The following is a 15,176-nucleotide window of genomic DNA, read 5'->3' as shown; positions in this document are numbered from 1 at the left end:
ATCTTATGCACCACGTTCAACAGCTCATCAATGGTCAATTCGTACAATCAAACACCGATGAATGGATTGATATTACTGATCCAGCGACTCAAGAAGTTATCGCTAAAGTGCCACAAACCACCAATGATGAGATTAACCAAGCAGTTGCCGCCGCACAAACAGCGTTCGAAACATGGCGCAAGACGCCAATTACCACGCGAGCGCGTATCTTTTTGAAGTATCAGTCTCTGATTCGTGATCACATGGATGAGTTGGCAGAAGTTTTGACCGCAGAGCAAGGCAAGACAATTGCTGATGCACGCGGTGATGTGTTCCGCGGTTTAGAAGTGGTAGAGCATGCCGCTGGTATTGCCAATTTACAAATCGGCGATTTTGTAGAAAACGTGGCATCAGGTGTCGATACTTATAGTATTTGGCAGCCACTCGGTGTTTGTGCTGGTATCACACCATTCAACTTTCCAGCGATGATTCCGTTATGGATGTTCCCAATGGCGATTGCTACGGGTAATACATTCATCCTAAAACCTTCTGAACAAGATCCGATGGTAACCATGCGCTTGGTCGAGCTCGCGATTGAAGCGGGCGTACCAGAAGGTGTGCTTAACGTGGTACATGGTGGCAAAGCAACTGTCGATGCTATCTGCGACCATCCAGATATCAAAGCTGTTTCTTTCGTGGGTTCTACTCATGTTGGTAAACATGTCTATGAGCGTGCAAGTCAGTCAGGTAAGCGTGCCCAGTGTATGATGGGTGCCAAAAACCACGGCGTTATCCTGCCAGATGCCAACAAAGAGCAAACGCTCAATCAGCTAGCAGGTGCAGCATTTGGTGCAGCTGGTCAACGCTGTATGGCGCTGTCGGTAGTTGTACTAGTAGGCGCAGCTGGTGAATGGATCGATGAGATTAAAGCAAAAGCAGAAAGTTTGGTTGTCTCAGCTGGCAAACATGACAAAGACTTGGGACCATTGATTTCGCCTGCCGCAAAAGCTCGTGTCGAGCACTTGATTGGAACTGGGGTAGAAGAGGGTGCAAGCTTAATTCTGGATGGTCGCGGGATTACCGTTGAAGGATATGAGAAGGGTAACTTTGTAGGCCCAACTATCTTTGATAACGTTACAAGCGACATGCAAATTTATCAACAAGAAATCTTTGGCCCAGTACTCTGTATTATGCGTGCTAATAGCTTGGACGAAGCGATTGAATTACTGAACGCCAATCCACATGGTAATGGCACGGCGATCTTCACTCAGTCAGGGGCAGCCGCACACAAATTCCAACAAGACATTCAAGTCGGTCAAATCGGTATTAACCTACCAATTCCTGTGCCGCTACCAATGTTCTCATTCTCAGGTTCACGCGGTAGTAAACTTGGTGACCTAGGTCCTTATGGCAAGCAAGCCGTACAGTTTTACACTCAGACAAAGACGGTGACTGCACGTTGGTTTGACGATGAAGCGAGCCGCAGTGTCAATACAACGATTTCAATTTAATCATCAGCTCATTGTGTTTTCAGTATGATATTTTGTGTTTTAGGTATGACGATAATGTGACTTGCGGTACTATTGAGCGCAGTTTTATTATCGTTATACCGCTATCATGTCGCGCTAATGTCTTATAAAATCTCTGACCAACATTTTTATTAGTGCTTTGATTAACACTTATCTGAGGACTAAGCCCTCTATTTGATCTATAAGAACAAGGATGACCCTATGGATTTTTCATTGACCGATGACCAAGTCGCTTTTCGCCAAACGGCTCGTCAGTTCGCACAAAAAGAGCTAAAGCCAAACGCAGCTGAATGGGATCGCAACTCACATTTCCCAGTAGATGTAATCAAAAAATCTGGTGAGCTTGGCTTTTTAGGGCTGTACGCCAATCCAGAATATGATGGTTTGGGCCTACCAAGACTGGACTCAGCGATGGTATTCGAAGAGCTTGCTTGGGGTGATACAGCTGTAGCAGCGTATATGAGTATTCATAATATGGCCGCATGGATGATTGGTGAGTATGGCAGCGATACGTTATGCAAAAAATATCTACCCAATATGGTCAGCGGTGAATGGCTTGGCAGCTATTGCCTAACAGAACCAAATGCAGGGTCTGATGCAGCCTCCTTACGTACCAAGGCTGAAAAGCAAGGTGAGCATTACGTGCTGAACGGTGAAAAAACCTTTATCTCTGGTGCAGGCTCAACTGATGTATTGGTAGTCATGGCGCGTACTGGTGGTGCTGGTCCAAAAGGCGTGTCAGCGTTCGTGGTAGACGCTAATAGTGCTGATATCGAATATGGCAAGAACGAGCACAAAATGGGCTGGAAAGCGCAACCAACACGAACGATTAGTTTCAAAGACGTCAAAGTCCCAGTAGAAAACCTGATAGGTGAGGAAGGTCAAGGTTTTCGTATTGCGATGAAAGGACTCGATGGTGGCCGTATTAACATTGGTATTTGTGCGGTAGGTACGGCGCAAGCGGCATTAGAGACGGCAACCAGTTATGTGCAAGAACGTAGCCAGTTTGGCAGCCCGATTGCTAGCTTGCAATCGGTACAGTTTAAACTTGCTGACATGTTGACGCAGACCATCGCCGCGCGCCAAATGCTGTATCTAGCAGCTGATAAAGTCGACAACAATGATGGGCAAGCGTCTACCTACTGCGCGATGGCAAAACGTTTATCTACGGATCTTTGTTTTGATGTTGCTAATGAGGCTCTACAACTACACGGCGGCTATGGCTATCTAAACGAGTATCCACTTGAGCGCCATGTACGAGACTTACGTGTGCATCAAATATTGGAAGGTACCAATGAGATCATGCGAGTGATTATTTCACGTCAAGTTATGCAGGATGAAGGATTAAATCAGCTACGCTAATTTATCTCGTTTTACTAAAACAAGGATGTTTTATGACAGATTATACAAATTTAAAGCTATCAATTGATGGCAACACTGCAACTCTAACGTTGAACAACCCACCTGCGCATACGTGGACGATGGAGAGTTTGTCTGCGCTTAAGCAGCTCATTGCAGACCTCAATGCCAATGATGATGTTTACGCCTTAATCGTACACGGTGATGGTGAAAAGTTCTTCTCAGCTGGTGCAGATTTAAACAACTTCTCAGACGGCGATAAAGGTCGTGCTATAAGCATGGCAATTGCATTTGGCGAAGCGTTCGAATCGCTATCTGCCTACCGCGGTGTGAGTATCGCCGTCATCAACGGTTATGCGATGGGCGGCGGGCTTGAGTGTGCGCTCGCCTGTGATATCCGTATTGCAGAAGAACACGCACAGATGGCACTGCCAGAGACAGGTGTGGGATTATTGCCATGTGCTGGTGGCACGCAAAATCTACCTATGCTAGTAGGGGAAGGTTGGGCCAAACGCATGATCCTGTGCGGTGAGCGGGTCGATGCAGATACGGCATTGCGTATCGGTCTGGTCGAAGAGATCGCATCAAAAGGTGAAGGGTTACAAATCGCTCAGGACTTAGCAAAAAAAGTCGCTAAGCAATCACCCGTCGCTGTCAGTTATTCTAAGAAACTTATTCAAGCGGCAAGAGACACCCCGCCTGCACAAAATCTCATACATGAGCGTGAAGCTTTCGTGAAGTTGTTTGATACCAAGGATCAGCGCGAAGGTGTACAAGCTTTTTTAGAAAAGCGTAAACCCACTTGGCAAAACAAATAAACAGCGGTTAAAACGCTTTAGCCATCTTTATTATTTAATTTTGTAGGTCACTTTTATGACAGCAGCTACGCCAGCGACAAACGATACTAAACAAGAAGCGTCTGTATTGTTCAATACCGAGCCAACAGATTGCGGGCATGTGATTGGGATTATGACCCTCAATACACCTAAATCGCTTAATGCGCTTAGCGTTGATATGTGTCAATTGCTCTCGGCGCAGCTAGAGCAGTGGCAAGCCGACGATCAAGTAGTCGCGCTTGTACTAAAAGGCGCAGGGGATAAAGCGTTCTGTGCGGGCGGCGATATCCGTAAGCTCTATGACAGCATGTCTACTGATGCACCAATACCTAACCCTTATGCTACTGAGTTTTTCAGTCATGAATATCGTCTCTATCGTCAAATGCATTTTTATGCAAAGCCACTGATACTTTGGGGTGACGGTATTATCATGGGCGGCGGTATGGGGCTAATGGCAGGATGTAGTCATCGTCTGGTCACTGAACGCACACGTTTTGCCATGCCTGAAGTTACCATTGGACTGTTCCCTGATGCTTCTGGCAGTTGGTTTTTGCAGCGTATGCCTGCCAAGACAGGTTTGTTCTTAGGGCTAACGGGAGCGATGTGTAATGGCAGCGATGCACTATTGGCTAATTTGGCAGAGTATGCCGTTGCTAGCCACGACTATGATGCTGTCATGCAACGCCTCAAACAGAGCGACTGGAACACGGTAGATAACGCAAACAGTTCAAATAAGTACCATGATAGTAGTGCATATAGTATTGTCAGCCGTGCATTAGCTGAGCTACCAGTAGCCGAACTGCCTGATAGTAAGCTTGCAACATACTGGCAGCCTATTCAAAAACTGATGAATAGTGGTGGTCTGGCTGATATCGACGCGCTGCTACAAAGTGATGAAGCACTCGAACAGCTAAATCAAGACTTTGCAGCAGATAGCTGGACGCAGCGTGCAGTCGCAACCTATCGTCATGGCTGCCCAGTAACGGCCGCATTAACCTATGCGCTGTATCAAAAAGTCGCTGACCTATCAATCGAACAGGTGCTGTATTTAGAGACTAATGTCGCAGTACATTGTGCAGCCAATCCTGATTTTAAAGAAGGCGTGCGAGCATTATTAATTGATAAAGATAGAAGTCCTAAGTGGTCGCGCTCATTAGCAGACTGTCTAAGTTTAGAAGGACAAACGTATATCGATAAACACTTTGTCAATCCTTATCCGAAAGGCGAGCATCCTTTGAGCGATTGGTTAGGTAGTGACGCACTAGGCAGTCAAAGTGTTCGCTAACTGCCTACAAGAAATTTATAACGTAAGGTACAAGCAATATTCACTAATAAATACTATTAAATAACAGGTAGCAATAGCTACATTATAAATCATCAAGGAGTGATGAGATGGGTACAAAGGATACAAGTACAATGAATAATGACAGCACTAAACCAAATATCGCCTTCATTGGTCTTGGTAATATGGGTGCGCCAATGGCAGAAAACTTATTAAAAGCAGGTTATACACTCTCTGTTTTTGATTTGTCTGATACAGCTACTAATCGTTTGCAACAAGCAGGGGCTAGCGTTGCAGGAAGTCCTAAAGATGCTGCAAGCAATGCTCAAGTTGTGATTAGTATGTTACCTGCAGGTCAGCATGTGCATTCTGTATATTTGGGCGATAGTGGCGCTAATGGTTTATTGGCAGAACTGCCAAAAGGTACGCTTGTGATTGACAGTAGTACGATTGCGGCGGCTGATGCAAGAACAGTAGCAGAGGCAGCAAGTAAGCTTGGTATTGAATTTTTAGATGCACCAGTCTCTGGTGGTACGGGCGGAGCGATTGCTGGTAGCTTAACCTTTATTGTCGGTGGCGACGATGATGCTTTTGCCAAAGCTGAGCCGATACTAGCAGTAATGGGGAAAAATATCTTTCATGCTGGCGCGCATGGTGCAGGACAAGTCGCAAAAATTTGCAACAACATGCTGTTAGGTATCTTGATGGCAGGGACGGCAGAAGCGATCAATCTAGGAGTTAAGAATGGCTTAGATCCCAAAGTGCTATCAGATATCATGCTACAAAGCTCGGGTCGTAATTGGACTCTGGAAGTCTATAATCCTTACCCGCAAGTAATGGAAAGCGTTCCTTCTAGTAATGGTTATCAAGGCGGCTTTATGAGCAAGCTCATGCAAAAAGACCTGAACCTTGCGATGCAGACAGCCCAAAATACTGAAGTGGAAACGCCAATGGGTGCTAAAGCAACAGAGTTGTATGCCTCACATATGGTAGAGAATGGTGACAAAGACTTTTCTAGTATTATTGGACGTCATGACGCTTCACTATTGTCTTAAACATGACGCCCTTAGTTATATTGAGATTAAAAGTTTTTAATGTCACTAGTAGTGATGCTAATTAAGAAAATGCATTTGCCAATAAGAAAAAGGTCTACGCTAAAACCATAGCGTAGACCTTTTTTGATGACCAGTTTTCTGGGTTAGCTTTGAAGGTCGTAGACGAGCGCCTGAATATCTTGTGCCGCTTTTTGCAGGCGTGGTACATGAGTCAGAAGATCGTCCAGTGACACCCGTATGGTTGGTGCATGTAGATAGAGAGAAGCCAAATAGCGTGATTTTTTGTCTAGTATAGGCACAGCCACTGCGACCATTTCAGAGATAAACTCTTCATTGTCAATGCCGATACCAGTATCAGCGATACGATCAAGCTCGGCATTTAATGCATCGATATCGGTAATAGTATTCTTGGTAAACTTATCTAGCGGTAACCCTTGTAGTATTTTCATACGGCTAGTCGTCGATAATTGGCTTAGATAGAGCTTGCCAGTCGCTGTACACCACATGGGTGACTTTGCACCGACAGGAAGATAAATCTGTAGTGGTAAGGTAGTCTGAGCACGGTTGGTATAAATCATATCCATATGATAGGGAATACCAATACCGCAAGTTTCCTTTAGTTCGTCAACTAGTTTTTGCAAAATCATTTGCCGTTCATTGAAAAACAGCCGTTGTTGCCATAGCTCAACGCTCAAATTGCGTACGCGTTTACCAGGAATAATGCCACCACCAATTTCAACCGTCAAAAAACCATCATCAACCAAGTTTTGAATCAATCTATGAATGGTTGGTTTAGGGATATCTAACTCTTGTGAGAGCTCCAGTGGGGAAAGCGGTTTTGAGGCATAGGACACTGCCTCTATGATTTCTAATACACGGGTAATCGACGATACTTTAGGCATATTATATATAGCTCAGTTGGAGTAAAGAAATAAAGCAGACAGCATCACAGCTTTTTCATAAATTAGACAAACAGTGATAATACTGACGTTCTATAACAAATCTATTATGACAACTAATTTAGCATAATATTGACTTGAGGCAAGCGTTAGTCTTGTCATCTGATACAATTTATATCGTTTTATTTGCTGGTGTGCATTTTTTATATAAGTAACAATAGAAATATCAATTCACAAGACACAATATTCTGTAAGAATAAGCCATATAACTGTCATTGAATCACAAAGCGTTTTAAATAATTATATGGACATATTTTGCAATACCTTTACATAAACATTAAGCAGGCTAACTATCATGTTCATGCTGTTTGGTTACTTTAAGGACGTTATGTAACATAAAGGCGAATTTTTGCAGATTGGTGTAGCAATTATTACAGTACCTATGCAATCTTTACATAACGGCAAATAAAAATAGCAACAGTAGGGGTGACTTTTTAAGTCAGAATTGTTTTAATCACCTCAACAAAATGATGGTTTAAAAAAGCACAATCATCGTTTTCTACGGGCGGGTTTATTTTACACTTTAGGAGAATAATTATGAAATTAGTTAAATTGACGGCAATCTCTGCTGCTGTTCTAGGTTCAACTGCTGCAATGGCTGCTGAGCCAGTTGTCGTTGTTGATAACAACGCTGCAGTTGCATATGAAGCTGAGCCAGTGGCTGTAGCATATGAAGCAGAACCTGAAGCAAATACTACTAACACTGGTGTTATCGGTAAAACTGCAAGTGCTGTTAGCAGTACTACTGGTGCGGTACTTGGTGGTACCAAGACTTTGTTCCAAACTGCTATCAACCCAGCATCAGTTAGCGCTGAAGTTGGTACTTTAGGTTATGGTGCTAACATTGGTTGGTCAATGAATGAAAACACTGAACTACAAGCTGGTTGGGCAGGTGGTGATGCCGCTGACCTTTTTGGCGGTGATTTTGATGCAGATGACGTAAACTATGATGTTGATACTGATTTCAGCAACCCGTACCTAGGTGTGCAATTACGCCCTGCTAGCAACTGGTTCACAGTAGGTGCTGGTATCATCGTTCCTGATAACGATATTGATGTACGTGCAAACTCTGAAGATGGTAACTACAGAATTGATGATGTTGACTATAGTGAAGCTGACGTAGGTACTCTACAAGGTAGTATCGAACATCGCAACAAATTAGCTCCTTATGCAACTGTGGGTTTCCGTCCTAACATCACTAATAACTTCGGTGTGTTTGGTGAAGTTGGTGCCGCTTATATGGGTAAAACAGACGCCAATGTAACGGCTACTGGTAATACTCCTGAAGCAACTGCTGCTGCAGAAGCTGCTAAGCAAGAGCTAGAAGATAAAGATTGGTTAGAATGGTTCCCAATTGTGAAAGTTGGTGCAACTTACCGTTTCTAATCTAATCACAGTTTAAATACTATCATTAGTAGAAAACAAAAAACGACCCTAAATAGGGTCGTTTTTTTATGCTTAAAATAAAGTAGTAAAAGATATTCTAAAAATCGAGATTAAACTTTATTCAGAAAATTTTGCTTAAAAAACGACAACAGTTTGCTGAGATTGTAACGCGGTGATGCGATAAACAGATCGGCAGTTAATACTCTCACTATCATTGAGTACAGAGACAAGTTTAGTATTTTTATCACTCTCAACCAAATTAGGAATAAGGTAAGAATAATTCATACCTAATCCTTGAGCTAGGGTATATTGGTTCACTTTAATAAAGCTTTCTTTTATTTGCCATAACAGTTTGGCAATGCGTTCACGCTGATCTGTAGACAGCTCCTGTAATATGGTCAGCTCGCTCTTTGAGTAGAAGCGCTTGACTATCTGCCATGCAATGTTATTACTCTCTATATCGATACCAACAGGACGCTGACGACTAATAACGACAGCTATTTTGCTGTTTAAACGCGTAAAACTTGTCTGATTTGATTCTGTAGTTTGCTTTGTACTATTAGCTCCTGTATGGCTAAAGCATACATAGTGCTGACTGTTAACGAGTCGATAGGGAAAGCTTGATTCATCCAAGGTATCATTGATTTCTAGCTTCTTAAGCAGCTCTTTTAATAGTTGCCTGACGCCTTGTCGCTGCTGCTGACGTTGTTTACGTGCTAGTGCAGGTACCGACTGTCGTGATGTTACTGTTTTTGCCATATGATAGTGCCAACTTAGGCTGCTAAAATCGATCAAATCTGTGCAAGGCGTATTACATGGCAATGACCATAAGGACTTACTCCACAAACTTCCAGTCACTAAATGACTTATCAGCTCGCTCACTTGAGCTGTCACACACCATGTCGTGGTATTGAGTTGGGTATATTTTATCTGGGTAAGGTTGGAAGTCGGCATATATTACTAGTCGTCAAAAACGATTATTTTGGAATTAAGTATATAAGAATGTGTAAGTTTGAAATCTATATATTTGATACATAGATAGTCATACAATAGCTATATTTAAATAGTTTATATCTAATTAACCTACTAAAAATATCGAAAGCCCAGCAATATATCATTACTGGGCTTTTGTTAAACTACCGAGCGCTATAAATAACGCTAAATCACAATTTAGTAAGACAGCTCAGCACGACGGTTTTGTGCATACGCATCCTCAGTGTTACCAGCTGCTGCAGGGCGCTCTTCACCATAGCTAATGACACGGATATTGTTTGCAGCAACACCTTGAGCAGCAAGGTAGTTACGTGCAGCTTGTGCGCGTCGTTCACCTAGTGCCATATTATATTCACGGCTACCGCGTTCATCAGTATGACCTGCAACAACAACCCCAGCTGTTGGGTTTGATTTTAGCAAGTTCACGTGTTGGTTAAGGACGCTCGCTGATTGAGCAGTAATTTCGCTGCTATCAAAGGCAAAATAGACCACTGCTTGGATATTTTCAGCGCCAGTTATGACAGCGTTTGAGTTGTCAACGATAACTGCACCGTTATAGCCAACTTGTCCACCTGGAATACCTAGCGGAGCAACTACCACTTCTGAAGTAGTACGCTTGGTAGCACAACCAGTGGTGAAGGCAACAGCGCTTGATAGCACAGCAAGAACAGCGATCTTAGAAAAACTGATTGACATGACGAGCTCCTAAAATTTTAATTAAATTTGTTTTTTTAAACTGCTTCCGATAAACCTTAGGCAATCTCTATCTATAATATACTAAATGTTAATTTGTGTAAGTATTTTTACTGTAAGTTTAGAGAGATAAAATAGAGTATCTTACCAGCGGTGTTTACCCCAGTTTTCAGGGTTGGCCCAGTAATCAGCATTGAGCCAATTTGGTAATTGTTTATAGTTATATAAATTAAATTGCCAAAGCGTTGCAGTAGTAGTTGAGGAAGTGATAGATTGAATGTCATCTATATTTAGAGATGGCTCATTTAAAATATCAAATGGCGTAAAGCCGTAAGGTTTTAGGTCTATCGAGCTATCTAGGGCAATCAGCAAATGTGCTGCATACAGGTCACGATAGCGCATCAGTAATGGCAGGTAGTGTTGAGTCAGCTCTTCTGACAAAGTTGGTAGCCAAAAGCAAGCAAGCTCATAACGGTCGAGTATATTTTGTTTAACAAGCTCTGATAACGTTGATAAATGGCTTGCATTCAAACTCGTCTCAGTATCCTTCTTAGTAGATGTAATCTTATCAAGTTGTGCTTGTAGTTCTAACAAACCTGCATTGTTATGTGTTACCCACAATGCATCATTCTTATCTTTGCTATGGTCAGGTGTCAGGTCTGTCTGAGTGATCAACGAAGGTAGTAGCGCGTCAACATACTCTACAAGTAAAGGTAGGGTAATGTCTGCGCGTTTCACCGTATTTTTTGTCATATAATAGGCCGTTAGTTAATTGATTGGTAATCAGTACGACTATTAAATCATTTTAAATGACATTATCCAATGGATAACGTACGTTTCATATTTAAATTATCTTGAAATGACGATATCTTAATCGACATACTTGAAATTTAGCGATTTAGGTCAATCTAGCTATAAGCGAGCCCAACGATAAAGTCAATTTAGTAATAGAAGTCAGCTTAAGATTAGCTATCAAGTTTTGTCTATATAGCGAGTTTATGTGATTGGCATCCAGATAAAGCCTTTATTTACGCTAAAATCTTACAAAATAGCGAAATGACACTTCATTGTCAGTAAAAATAACTTATAACCAAATCTCCAATAATAATAGGACACCATATGTCTACTGCTGAAACTGATGCACAAATCATCAACCCTGAAATGCCAGATGTGCCGCCTCATGCACCAAGCAAGATTAATCTAAAAGACTATACGAAACCAAGTTTTGATGTCGAGACAGTACATCTAGATATTAAGCTATTTGAAGACTATGCGCAGGTAGACAGTACGCTTGAGATGGTACGCCAAACAGCAGGGGACATTGTTTTATTTGGTGAGTCATTAGAGCTGCTAACGATTGCGATGAACGGTAAGACGTTGACCACTGAAAATTATCAGCAGGAAGCAGGCAAGCTAACGATTTATGACGCCCCTGAGCGAGCTACTCTAGATATTCAAGTGCGCATCTGCCCACAGACTAATACGGCGCTTGAAGGTTTATATATGGCTGGTAGTGGTGACGACACGATGTTCGTGACTCAGTGCGAGCCAGAGGGTTTTCGTAAGATAACTTTTTATCCAGACCGCCCTGATGTGCTAGCGATATTTACCACGCGACTTGAGGCAGACAAGCGTTATCCGACGTTATTGGCCAATGGTAACTTAGTTGAAGCGGGTGAGGTGACCGATGCGCCCGACCGTCATTATGCCATCTGGCACGATCCGACCAATAAGCCAAGTTATCTATTTGCCTGTGTGGTTGCTGATTTAGATGTATTGACAGATTCTTATACGACTAGCGAAGGCCGCGAAGTATTGCTTGAGTTGTATGCCAAGTCTGCTGATATTGATAAATGCGATGTCGGTATGCAGGCTTTAAAAGATGCTATGAAGTGGGATGAGGTTAATTACGGGCGGGCCTATGATTTGGATCGCTATATGATAGTAGCGGTCAGCCAATTCAATATGGGTGCGATGGAAAATAAAGGTCTGAATATTTTTAACACCGCTTGTGTGTTATCTAGCCCTGAGACGACCACCGATGCACGCAGCTTTAGTGTAAAAGCCATTATCGCTCATGAGTATTTTCATAATTGGACTGGTAACCGTATCACCTGCCGTGATTGGTTTCAGCTGTGCTTGAAAGAAGGTTTTACCGTTTATCGTGATCAGTCATTTTCAGCAGATCAGCAGTCAAGTGCGGTACAGCGTATCGATGACGTAGCGACTCTACGTGCTCATCAATTCAGCGAAGATGCAGGTCCATTAGCACATCCAGTGCGTCCAGAGAGCTTTGTTGAGATTAATAATTTTTATACGACGACTGTCTATGAAAAAGGCGCTGAAATTGTGCGTATGATTGCCAATACGTTAGGGCCAGATGATTTCCGCAAAGGTACCGATGAATATTTTCGTCGTTATGATGGACAAGCGGTAACAGTTGAGGACTTCTTATCAGCACTTAGTATCACTGATGATAAAATAGAGAATTTCATTGATTGGTATCGTCAACCTGGTACGCCAGTGGTATCAGGCTCTCAAACCTACGATAGCGCCGCGCAGACGCTGACCATTACTCTGAATCAGCAGACACGCCACGTGAAAGGCTTCGATGCGCCAAAGCCATTGCCGATACCCGTAGCAACGGCACTATTTGACAAAAACTCAGGCGCTATCGTTGCTGAGCGTATGTTATTGCTTAATGAGGCAACGCAGACTTTTGTCTTTGAAAATGTTGTAAGCGAGCCTGTCGTGTCTTTACTACGTGATTTTAGCGCGCCAGTACAGCTCAATTACGACTACCAAGATGCAGATTTGGCATTTTTGCTTAAGCACGAAACCAATGGGTTTAACCGCTGGCAAGTAACCCAAATGCTGGTCAATCGTATTTTGCTGCAAGGACAAGGTACGAAGAGCAGCCCTGATGTATATTTAGAAGCATTGGCGCAGACATTGCCTGTCTTAGCGGCTGACGATGCCATGCTAGCGGCACGATTGCTTGATATTCCATCAGCGCAAGAGTTAGCTTCTGCTATTTCTAAAAACTACGATCCAGTGCTGGTTAAAGAGCAGCGCGATAGGTTATACAAGCAAGTAGCTGACAAGTTAAAAGAGCAATGGGCTGAGCTATACAACAACTTGCCAATGCAGTCTTATGAGGACAGCGCTGAAGCTCGAGGCATTCGTGCGCTACGTAATGTTGTGCTTGATATGGCGTTGACTGCCAATGTGGATGATGCGGCCGACTGGGCACAGCAGCAGTATGAAAATGCGAGCTGTATGACTGAGCGCTTCGGTGCATTGAAGGCCATGGTCAATCATCAATTGGTAGATGCAGGTAAGTACTTAGCGGACTTCTATGAGCGTTTCCAAGCAAATGATCTGGTTATCGATTTGTGGTTCAGTGTACAAGCTGCCGCTGATGATGTGGCGCCTGACATGGTCAAGTTGCTACTGAATCATACAGACTTTGATTGGAATACGCCCAACCGTGTTCGTTCAGTGATCAGTGCCTTTAGCTCGCAACCGACGGTACTTTGGACGGCAGAGGGTCTAGAGATGTATACAGGCGTGATTCAGAAATTAGATGATGCTAATCCTGTACTAGCGTCGCGCTTACTGCAAGTATTAGCGCGCTGGAATACATTGGCTGAGCCTCGCCGTCAAATGGCGCAAGAGCAGCTGATAGATTTACAAAAGAATGTCTCATCTAAGCATGTGCTGGAAAGCTTAGAGAGTGTGTTAGGTGCTGCAAAGAGTTAACTGAGAGCAGTATGTTCATAAATAAAAAGCCCCTTTTGCATTAATGCAAAAGGGGCTTTTTATTTATGTGCTTAACAACAAACTATCGCTAATAGCTATTAGCGATTCGGCAGTACATCTTTTACCATATCACGCAATTCGCGTAATGCTGTAACAGTGCTATCCCAATCTAGACAGCCATCGGTGATCGATTTGCCATACTCAAGCTGACTCAAATCAGCAGTCAATTTTTGATTGCCACCTTTTAAATGACTTTCAATCATCATACCGATAATTGATTTATTGCCATTTTGAATTTGCTCGGCAACGTTTTTAATAACCATCGGTTGTAGGTAAGGATCTTTACCTGAGTTGGCATGGCTTGAATCAATCATAATCTTGCTATTGGTTTTGCCTTTTGCCAGCTCATTTTCAACTTGAGCAACTGCAGTTTCATCATAGTTAGGCTTGCCATTGCCACCGCGAAGTACCACGTGCGCGTAAGGGTTACCTTTAGATTTGATGATAGAGACTTTACCATCTGACGATAGACCTAAGAAGCTATGACCTTCTTTAACCGCTTGCATGGCATTTACAGCAACCGTCATACCGCCATCAGTACCGTTCTTAAAGCCAACTGGACATGACAAACCTGAGCTCATTTCACGATGCGTTTGGCTCTCAGTGGTACGTGCGCCAATAGCTGACCAGCTGATGAGATCTTGCATGTATTGCGGCGTATTTGGATCAAGTGCTTCAGTCGCACAAGGCAAGCCTTTTTCGTTCAGATCAAGTAGCAATTTACGAGCTGTGCGCAAGCCTTTTTCTATATCAAAGCTGTCATTCATGTCAGGATCGTTGATCATGCCTTTCCAGCCAACTGTCGTGCGAGGTTTTTCGAAGTAAACACGCATAACCACAAATACACTGTCTTCTATTTCTTTTGCCAATACGGCCAAACGATCGGCATATTCGTGAGCGGCTTTAATATCATGAATAGAGCAGGGGCCAATGACCACAAACAGACGCTTGTCTTTACCATCCAAGATATCTTGAATAGTATTACGACCTTTTAGTACGGTGTTATACGCGTCGTCTGATAAAGGCAGCTCGGATTTTAGCTCGGCGGGGGTAATCAAAGGAATAAATTTTTCAATATTCACGTCGTCAATATCTGCATTATGGGTAACTGATGTTGTCATGGTTATATATCGTCTAGCTGATTTATAGGAACATTCATTATGCGGACAAAAGTGTTGGTTGACAAGGGTAGTCGAGCAGTTAATTGACTGATAACTGGAATGTGGAAAACAAAGCTTAGTTATACTTATAGAGACTTAGTGTGATGTTTGACGTTCTAAATG

General features: G+C 42.9%; 12 protein-coding genes. 7 read left to right on the top strand and 5 right to left on the bottom strand.

Annotated features, from left to right (window positions below; translation table 11 throughout):
* Nucleotides 1–5 precede the first annotated feature (5 nt).
* From ACT3QQ_RS04125 to mmsB, 5 genes are all read left to right on the top strand, one after another.
* Nucleotides 6–1,490 carry a CoA-acylating methylmalonate-semialdehyde dehydrogenase gene (locus ACT3QQ_RS04125; RefSeq protein ID WP_444527028.1) on the top strand — a complete coding sequence of 495 codons (1,485 nt, stop codon included), beginning with the start codon at nucleotides 6–8 and terminating at the stop codon, nucleotides 1,488–1,490.
* Between the two features lie 219 nt (nucleotides 1,491–1,709).
* Nucleotides 1,710–2,870, top strand: a complete 1,161-nt coding sequence (locus ACT3QQ_RS04120; RefSeq protein ID WP_444527027.1) for an acyl-CoA dehydrogenase family protein — start codon at nucleotides 1,710–1,712, stop codon at nucleotides 2,868–2,870.
* 32 nt (nucleotides 2,871–2,902) lie between these two features.
* Nucleotides 2,903–3,685 carry an enoyl-CoA hydratase gene (locus ACT3QQ_RS04115; RefSeq protein ID WP_444527026.1) on the top strand — a complete coding sequence of 261 codons (783 nt, stop codon included), beginning with the start codon at nucleotides 2,903–2,905 and terminating at the stop codon, nucleotides 3,683–3,685.
* Between the two features lie 55 nt (nucleotides 3,686–3,740).
* A complete protein-coding gene (locus ACT3QQ_RS04110) occupies nucleotides 3,741–4,988 on the top strand; it encodes an enoyl-CoA hydratase/isomerase family protein (protein WP_444527025.1) in 1,248 nt (415 codons plus the stop codon).
* 107 nt (nucleotides 4,989–5,095) lie between these two features.
* Nucleotides 5,096–6,040 carry a 3-hydroxyisobutyrate dehydrogenase gene (mmsB, locus tag ACT3QQ_RS04105; RefSeq protein WP_444527024.1) on the top strand — a complete coding sequence of 315 codons (945 nt, stop codon included), beginning with the start codon at nucleotides 5,096–5,098 and terminating at the stop codon, nucleotides 6,038–6,040.
* A 143-nt stretch (nucleotides 6,041–6,183) separates the two neighbouring features.
* Here mmsB and ACT3QQ_RS04100 read toward each other — a convergent pair whose 3' ends face one another.
* Nucleotides 6,184–6,942 (bottom strand): IclR family transcriptional regulator, encoded by a 759-nt coding sequence (locus ACT3QQ_RS04100; protein WP_444520896.1) that lies wholly within the window; start codon nucleotides 6,940–6,942, stop codon nucleotides 6,184–6,186.
* A 594-nt stretch (nucleotides 6,943–7,536) separates the two neighbouring features.
* Here ACT3QQ_RS04100 and ACT3QQ_RS04095 point away from each other — a divergent pair.
* On the top strand, nucleotides 7,537–8,385 hold the full coding sequence (locus ACT3QQ_RS04095; protein ID WP_444527023.1) for a hypothetical protein: 849 nt from the start codon (nucleotides 7,537–7,539) through the stop codon (nucleotides 8,383–8,385).
* A 135-nt stretch (nucleotides 8,386–8,520) separates the two neighbouring features.
* Here the strand turns inward: ACT3QQ_RS04095 and ACT3QQ_RS04090 are convergent, their stop codons facing one another.
* From ACT3QQ_RS04090 to ACT3QQ_RS04080, 3 genes are all read right to left on the bottom strand, one after another.
* On the bottom strand, nucleotides 8,521–9,339 hold the full coding sequence (locus ACT3QQ_RS04090; RefSeq protein ID WP_444527022.1) for a 4'-phosphopantetheinyl transferase family protein: 819 nt from the start codon (nucleotides 9,337–9,339) through the stop codon (nucleotides 8,521–8,523).
* A gap of 216 nt (nucleotides 9,340–9,555) precedes the next feature.
* On the bottom strand, nucleotides 9,556–10,074 hold the full coding sequence (pal, locus tag ACT3QQ_RS04085) for a peptidoglycan-associated lipoprotein Pal (RefSeq protein ID WP_444523542.1): 519 nt from the start codon (nucleotides 10,072–10,074) through the stop codon (nucleotides 9,556–9,558).
* A gap of 141 nt (nucleotides 10,075–10,215) precedes the next feature.
* Nucleotides 10,216–10,824 carry a DUF6231 family protein gene (locus tag ACT3QQ_RS04080; RefSeq protein WP_444527021.1) on the bottom strand — a complete coding sequence of 203 codons (609 nt, stop codon included), beginning with the start codon at nucleotides 10,822–10,824 and terminating at the stop codon, nucleotides 10,216–10,218.
* 408 nt (nucleotides 10,825–11,232) lie between these two features.
* On the opposite strand from ACT3QQ_RS04080, the gene pepN reads away from it, so the two are divergent.
* Nucleotides 11,233–13,833 (top strand): aminopeptidase N, encoded by a 2,601-nt coding sequence (gene pepN / locus ACT3QQ_RS04075; RefSeq protein ID WP_444527060.1) that lies wholly within the window; start codon nucleotides 11,233–11,235, stop codon nucleotides 13,831–13,833.
* A 98-nt stretch (nucleotides 13,834–13,931) separates the two neighbouring features.
* Here the strand turns inward: pepN and ACT3QQ_RS04070 are convergent, their stop codons facing one another.
* Nucleotides 13,932–15,014: a 3-deoxy-7-phosphoheptulonate synthase gene (locus tag ACT3QQ_RS04070; protein WP_444520901.1), complete on the bottom strand. Its 1,083-nt coding sequence runs from the start codon at nucleotides 15,012–15,014 to the stop codon at nucleotides 13,932–13,934.
* Between the last annotated feature and the right edge of the window lie 162 nt (nucleotides 15,015–15,176).

The sequence above is a fragment of the Psychrobacter sp. AOP7-A1-24 genome (genome assembly GCF_052376235.1).
Taxonomy (GTDB): domain Bacteria; phylum Pseudomonadota; class Gammaproteobacteria; order Pseudomonadales; family Moraxellaceae; genus Psychrobacter.
The sequence above is the reverse complement of the archived record's forward strand: the minus strand, read 5'-3'. Positions and strand labels throughout refer to the sequence as shown.

Coding starts and splice junctions, on each gene's coding strand:
- ACT3QQ_RS04070 (WP_444520901.1), bottom strand. CDS start 15,014: ATGACAACATCAGTTACCCATAATGCAGATATTGACGACGTGAATATT.
- pal (WP_444523542.1), bottom strand. CDS start 10,074: ATGTCAATCAGTTTTTCTAAGATCGCTGTTCTTGCTGTGCTATCAAGC.
- ACT3QQ_RS04090 (WP_444527022.1), bottom strand. CDS start 9,339: ATGCCGACTTCCAACCTTACCCAGATAAAATATACCCAACTCAATACC.
- ACT3QQ_RS04095 (WP_444527023.1), top strand. CDS start 7,537: ATGAAATTAGTTAAATTGACGGCAATCTCTGCTGCTGTTCTAGGTTCA.
- pepN (WP_444527060.1), top strand. CDS start 11,233: ATGCCAGATGTGCCGCCTCATGCACCAAGCAAGATTAATCTAAAAGAC.
- mmsB (WP_444527024.1), top strand. CDS start 5,096: ATGGGTACAAAGGATACAAGTACAATGAATAATGACAGCACTAAACCA.
- ACT3QQ_RS04110 (WP_444527025.1), top strand. CDS start 3,741: ATGACAGCAGCTACGCCAGCGACAAACGATACTAAACAAGAAGCGTCT.
- ACT3QQ_RS04080 (WP_444527021.1), bottom strand. CDS start 10,824: ATGACAAAAAATACGGTGAAACGCGCAGACATTACCCTACCTTTACTT.
- ACT3QQ_RS04120 (WP_444527027.1), top strand. CDS start 1,710: ATGGATTTTTCATTGACCGATGACCAAGTCGCTTTTCGCCAAACGGCT.
- ACT3QQ_RS04115 (WP_444527026.1), top strand. CDS start 2,903: ATGACAGATTATACAAATTTAAAGCTATCAATTGATGGCAACACTGCA.
- ACT3QQ_RS04125 (WP_444527028.1), top strand. CDS start 6: ATGCACCACGTTCAACAGCTCATCAATGGTCAATTCGTACAATCAAAC.
- ACT3QQ_RS04100 (WP_444520896.1), bottom strand. CDS start 6,942: ATGCCTAAAGTATCGTCGATTACCCGTGTATTAGAAATCATAGAGGCA.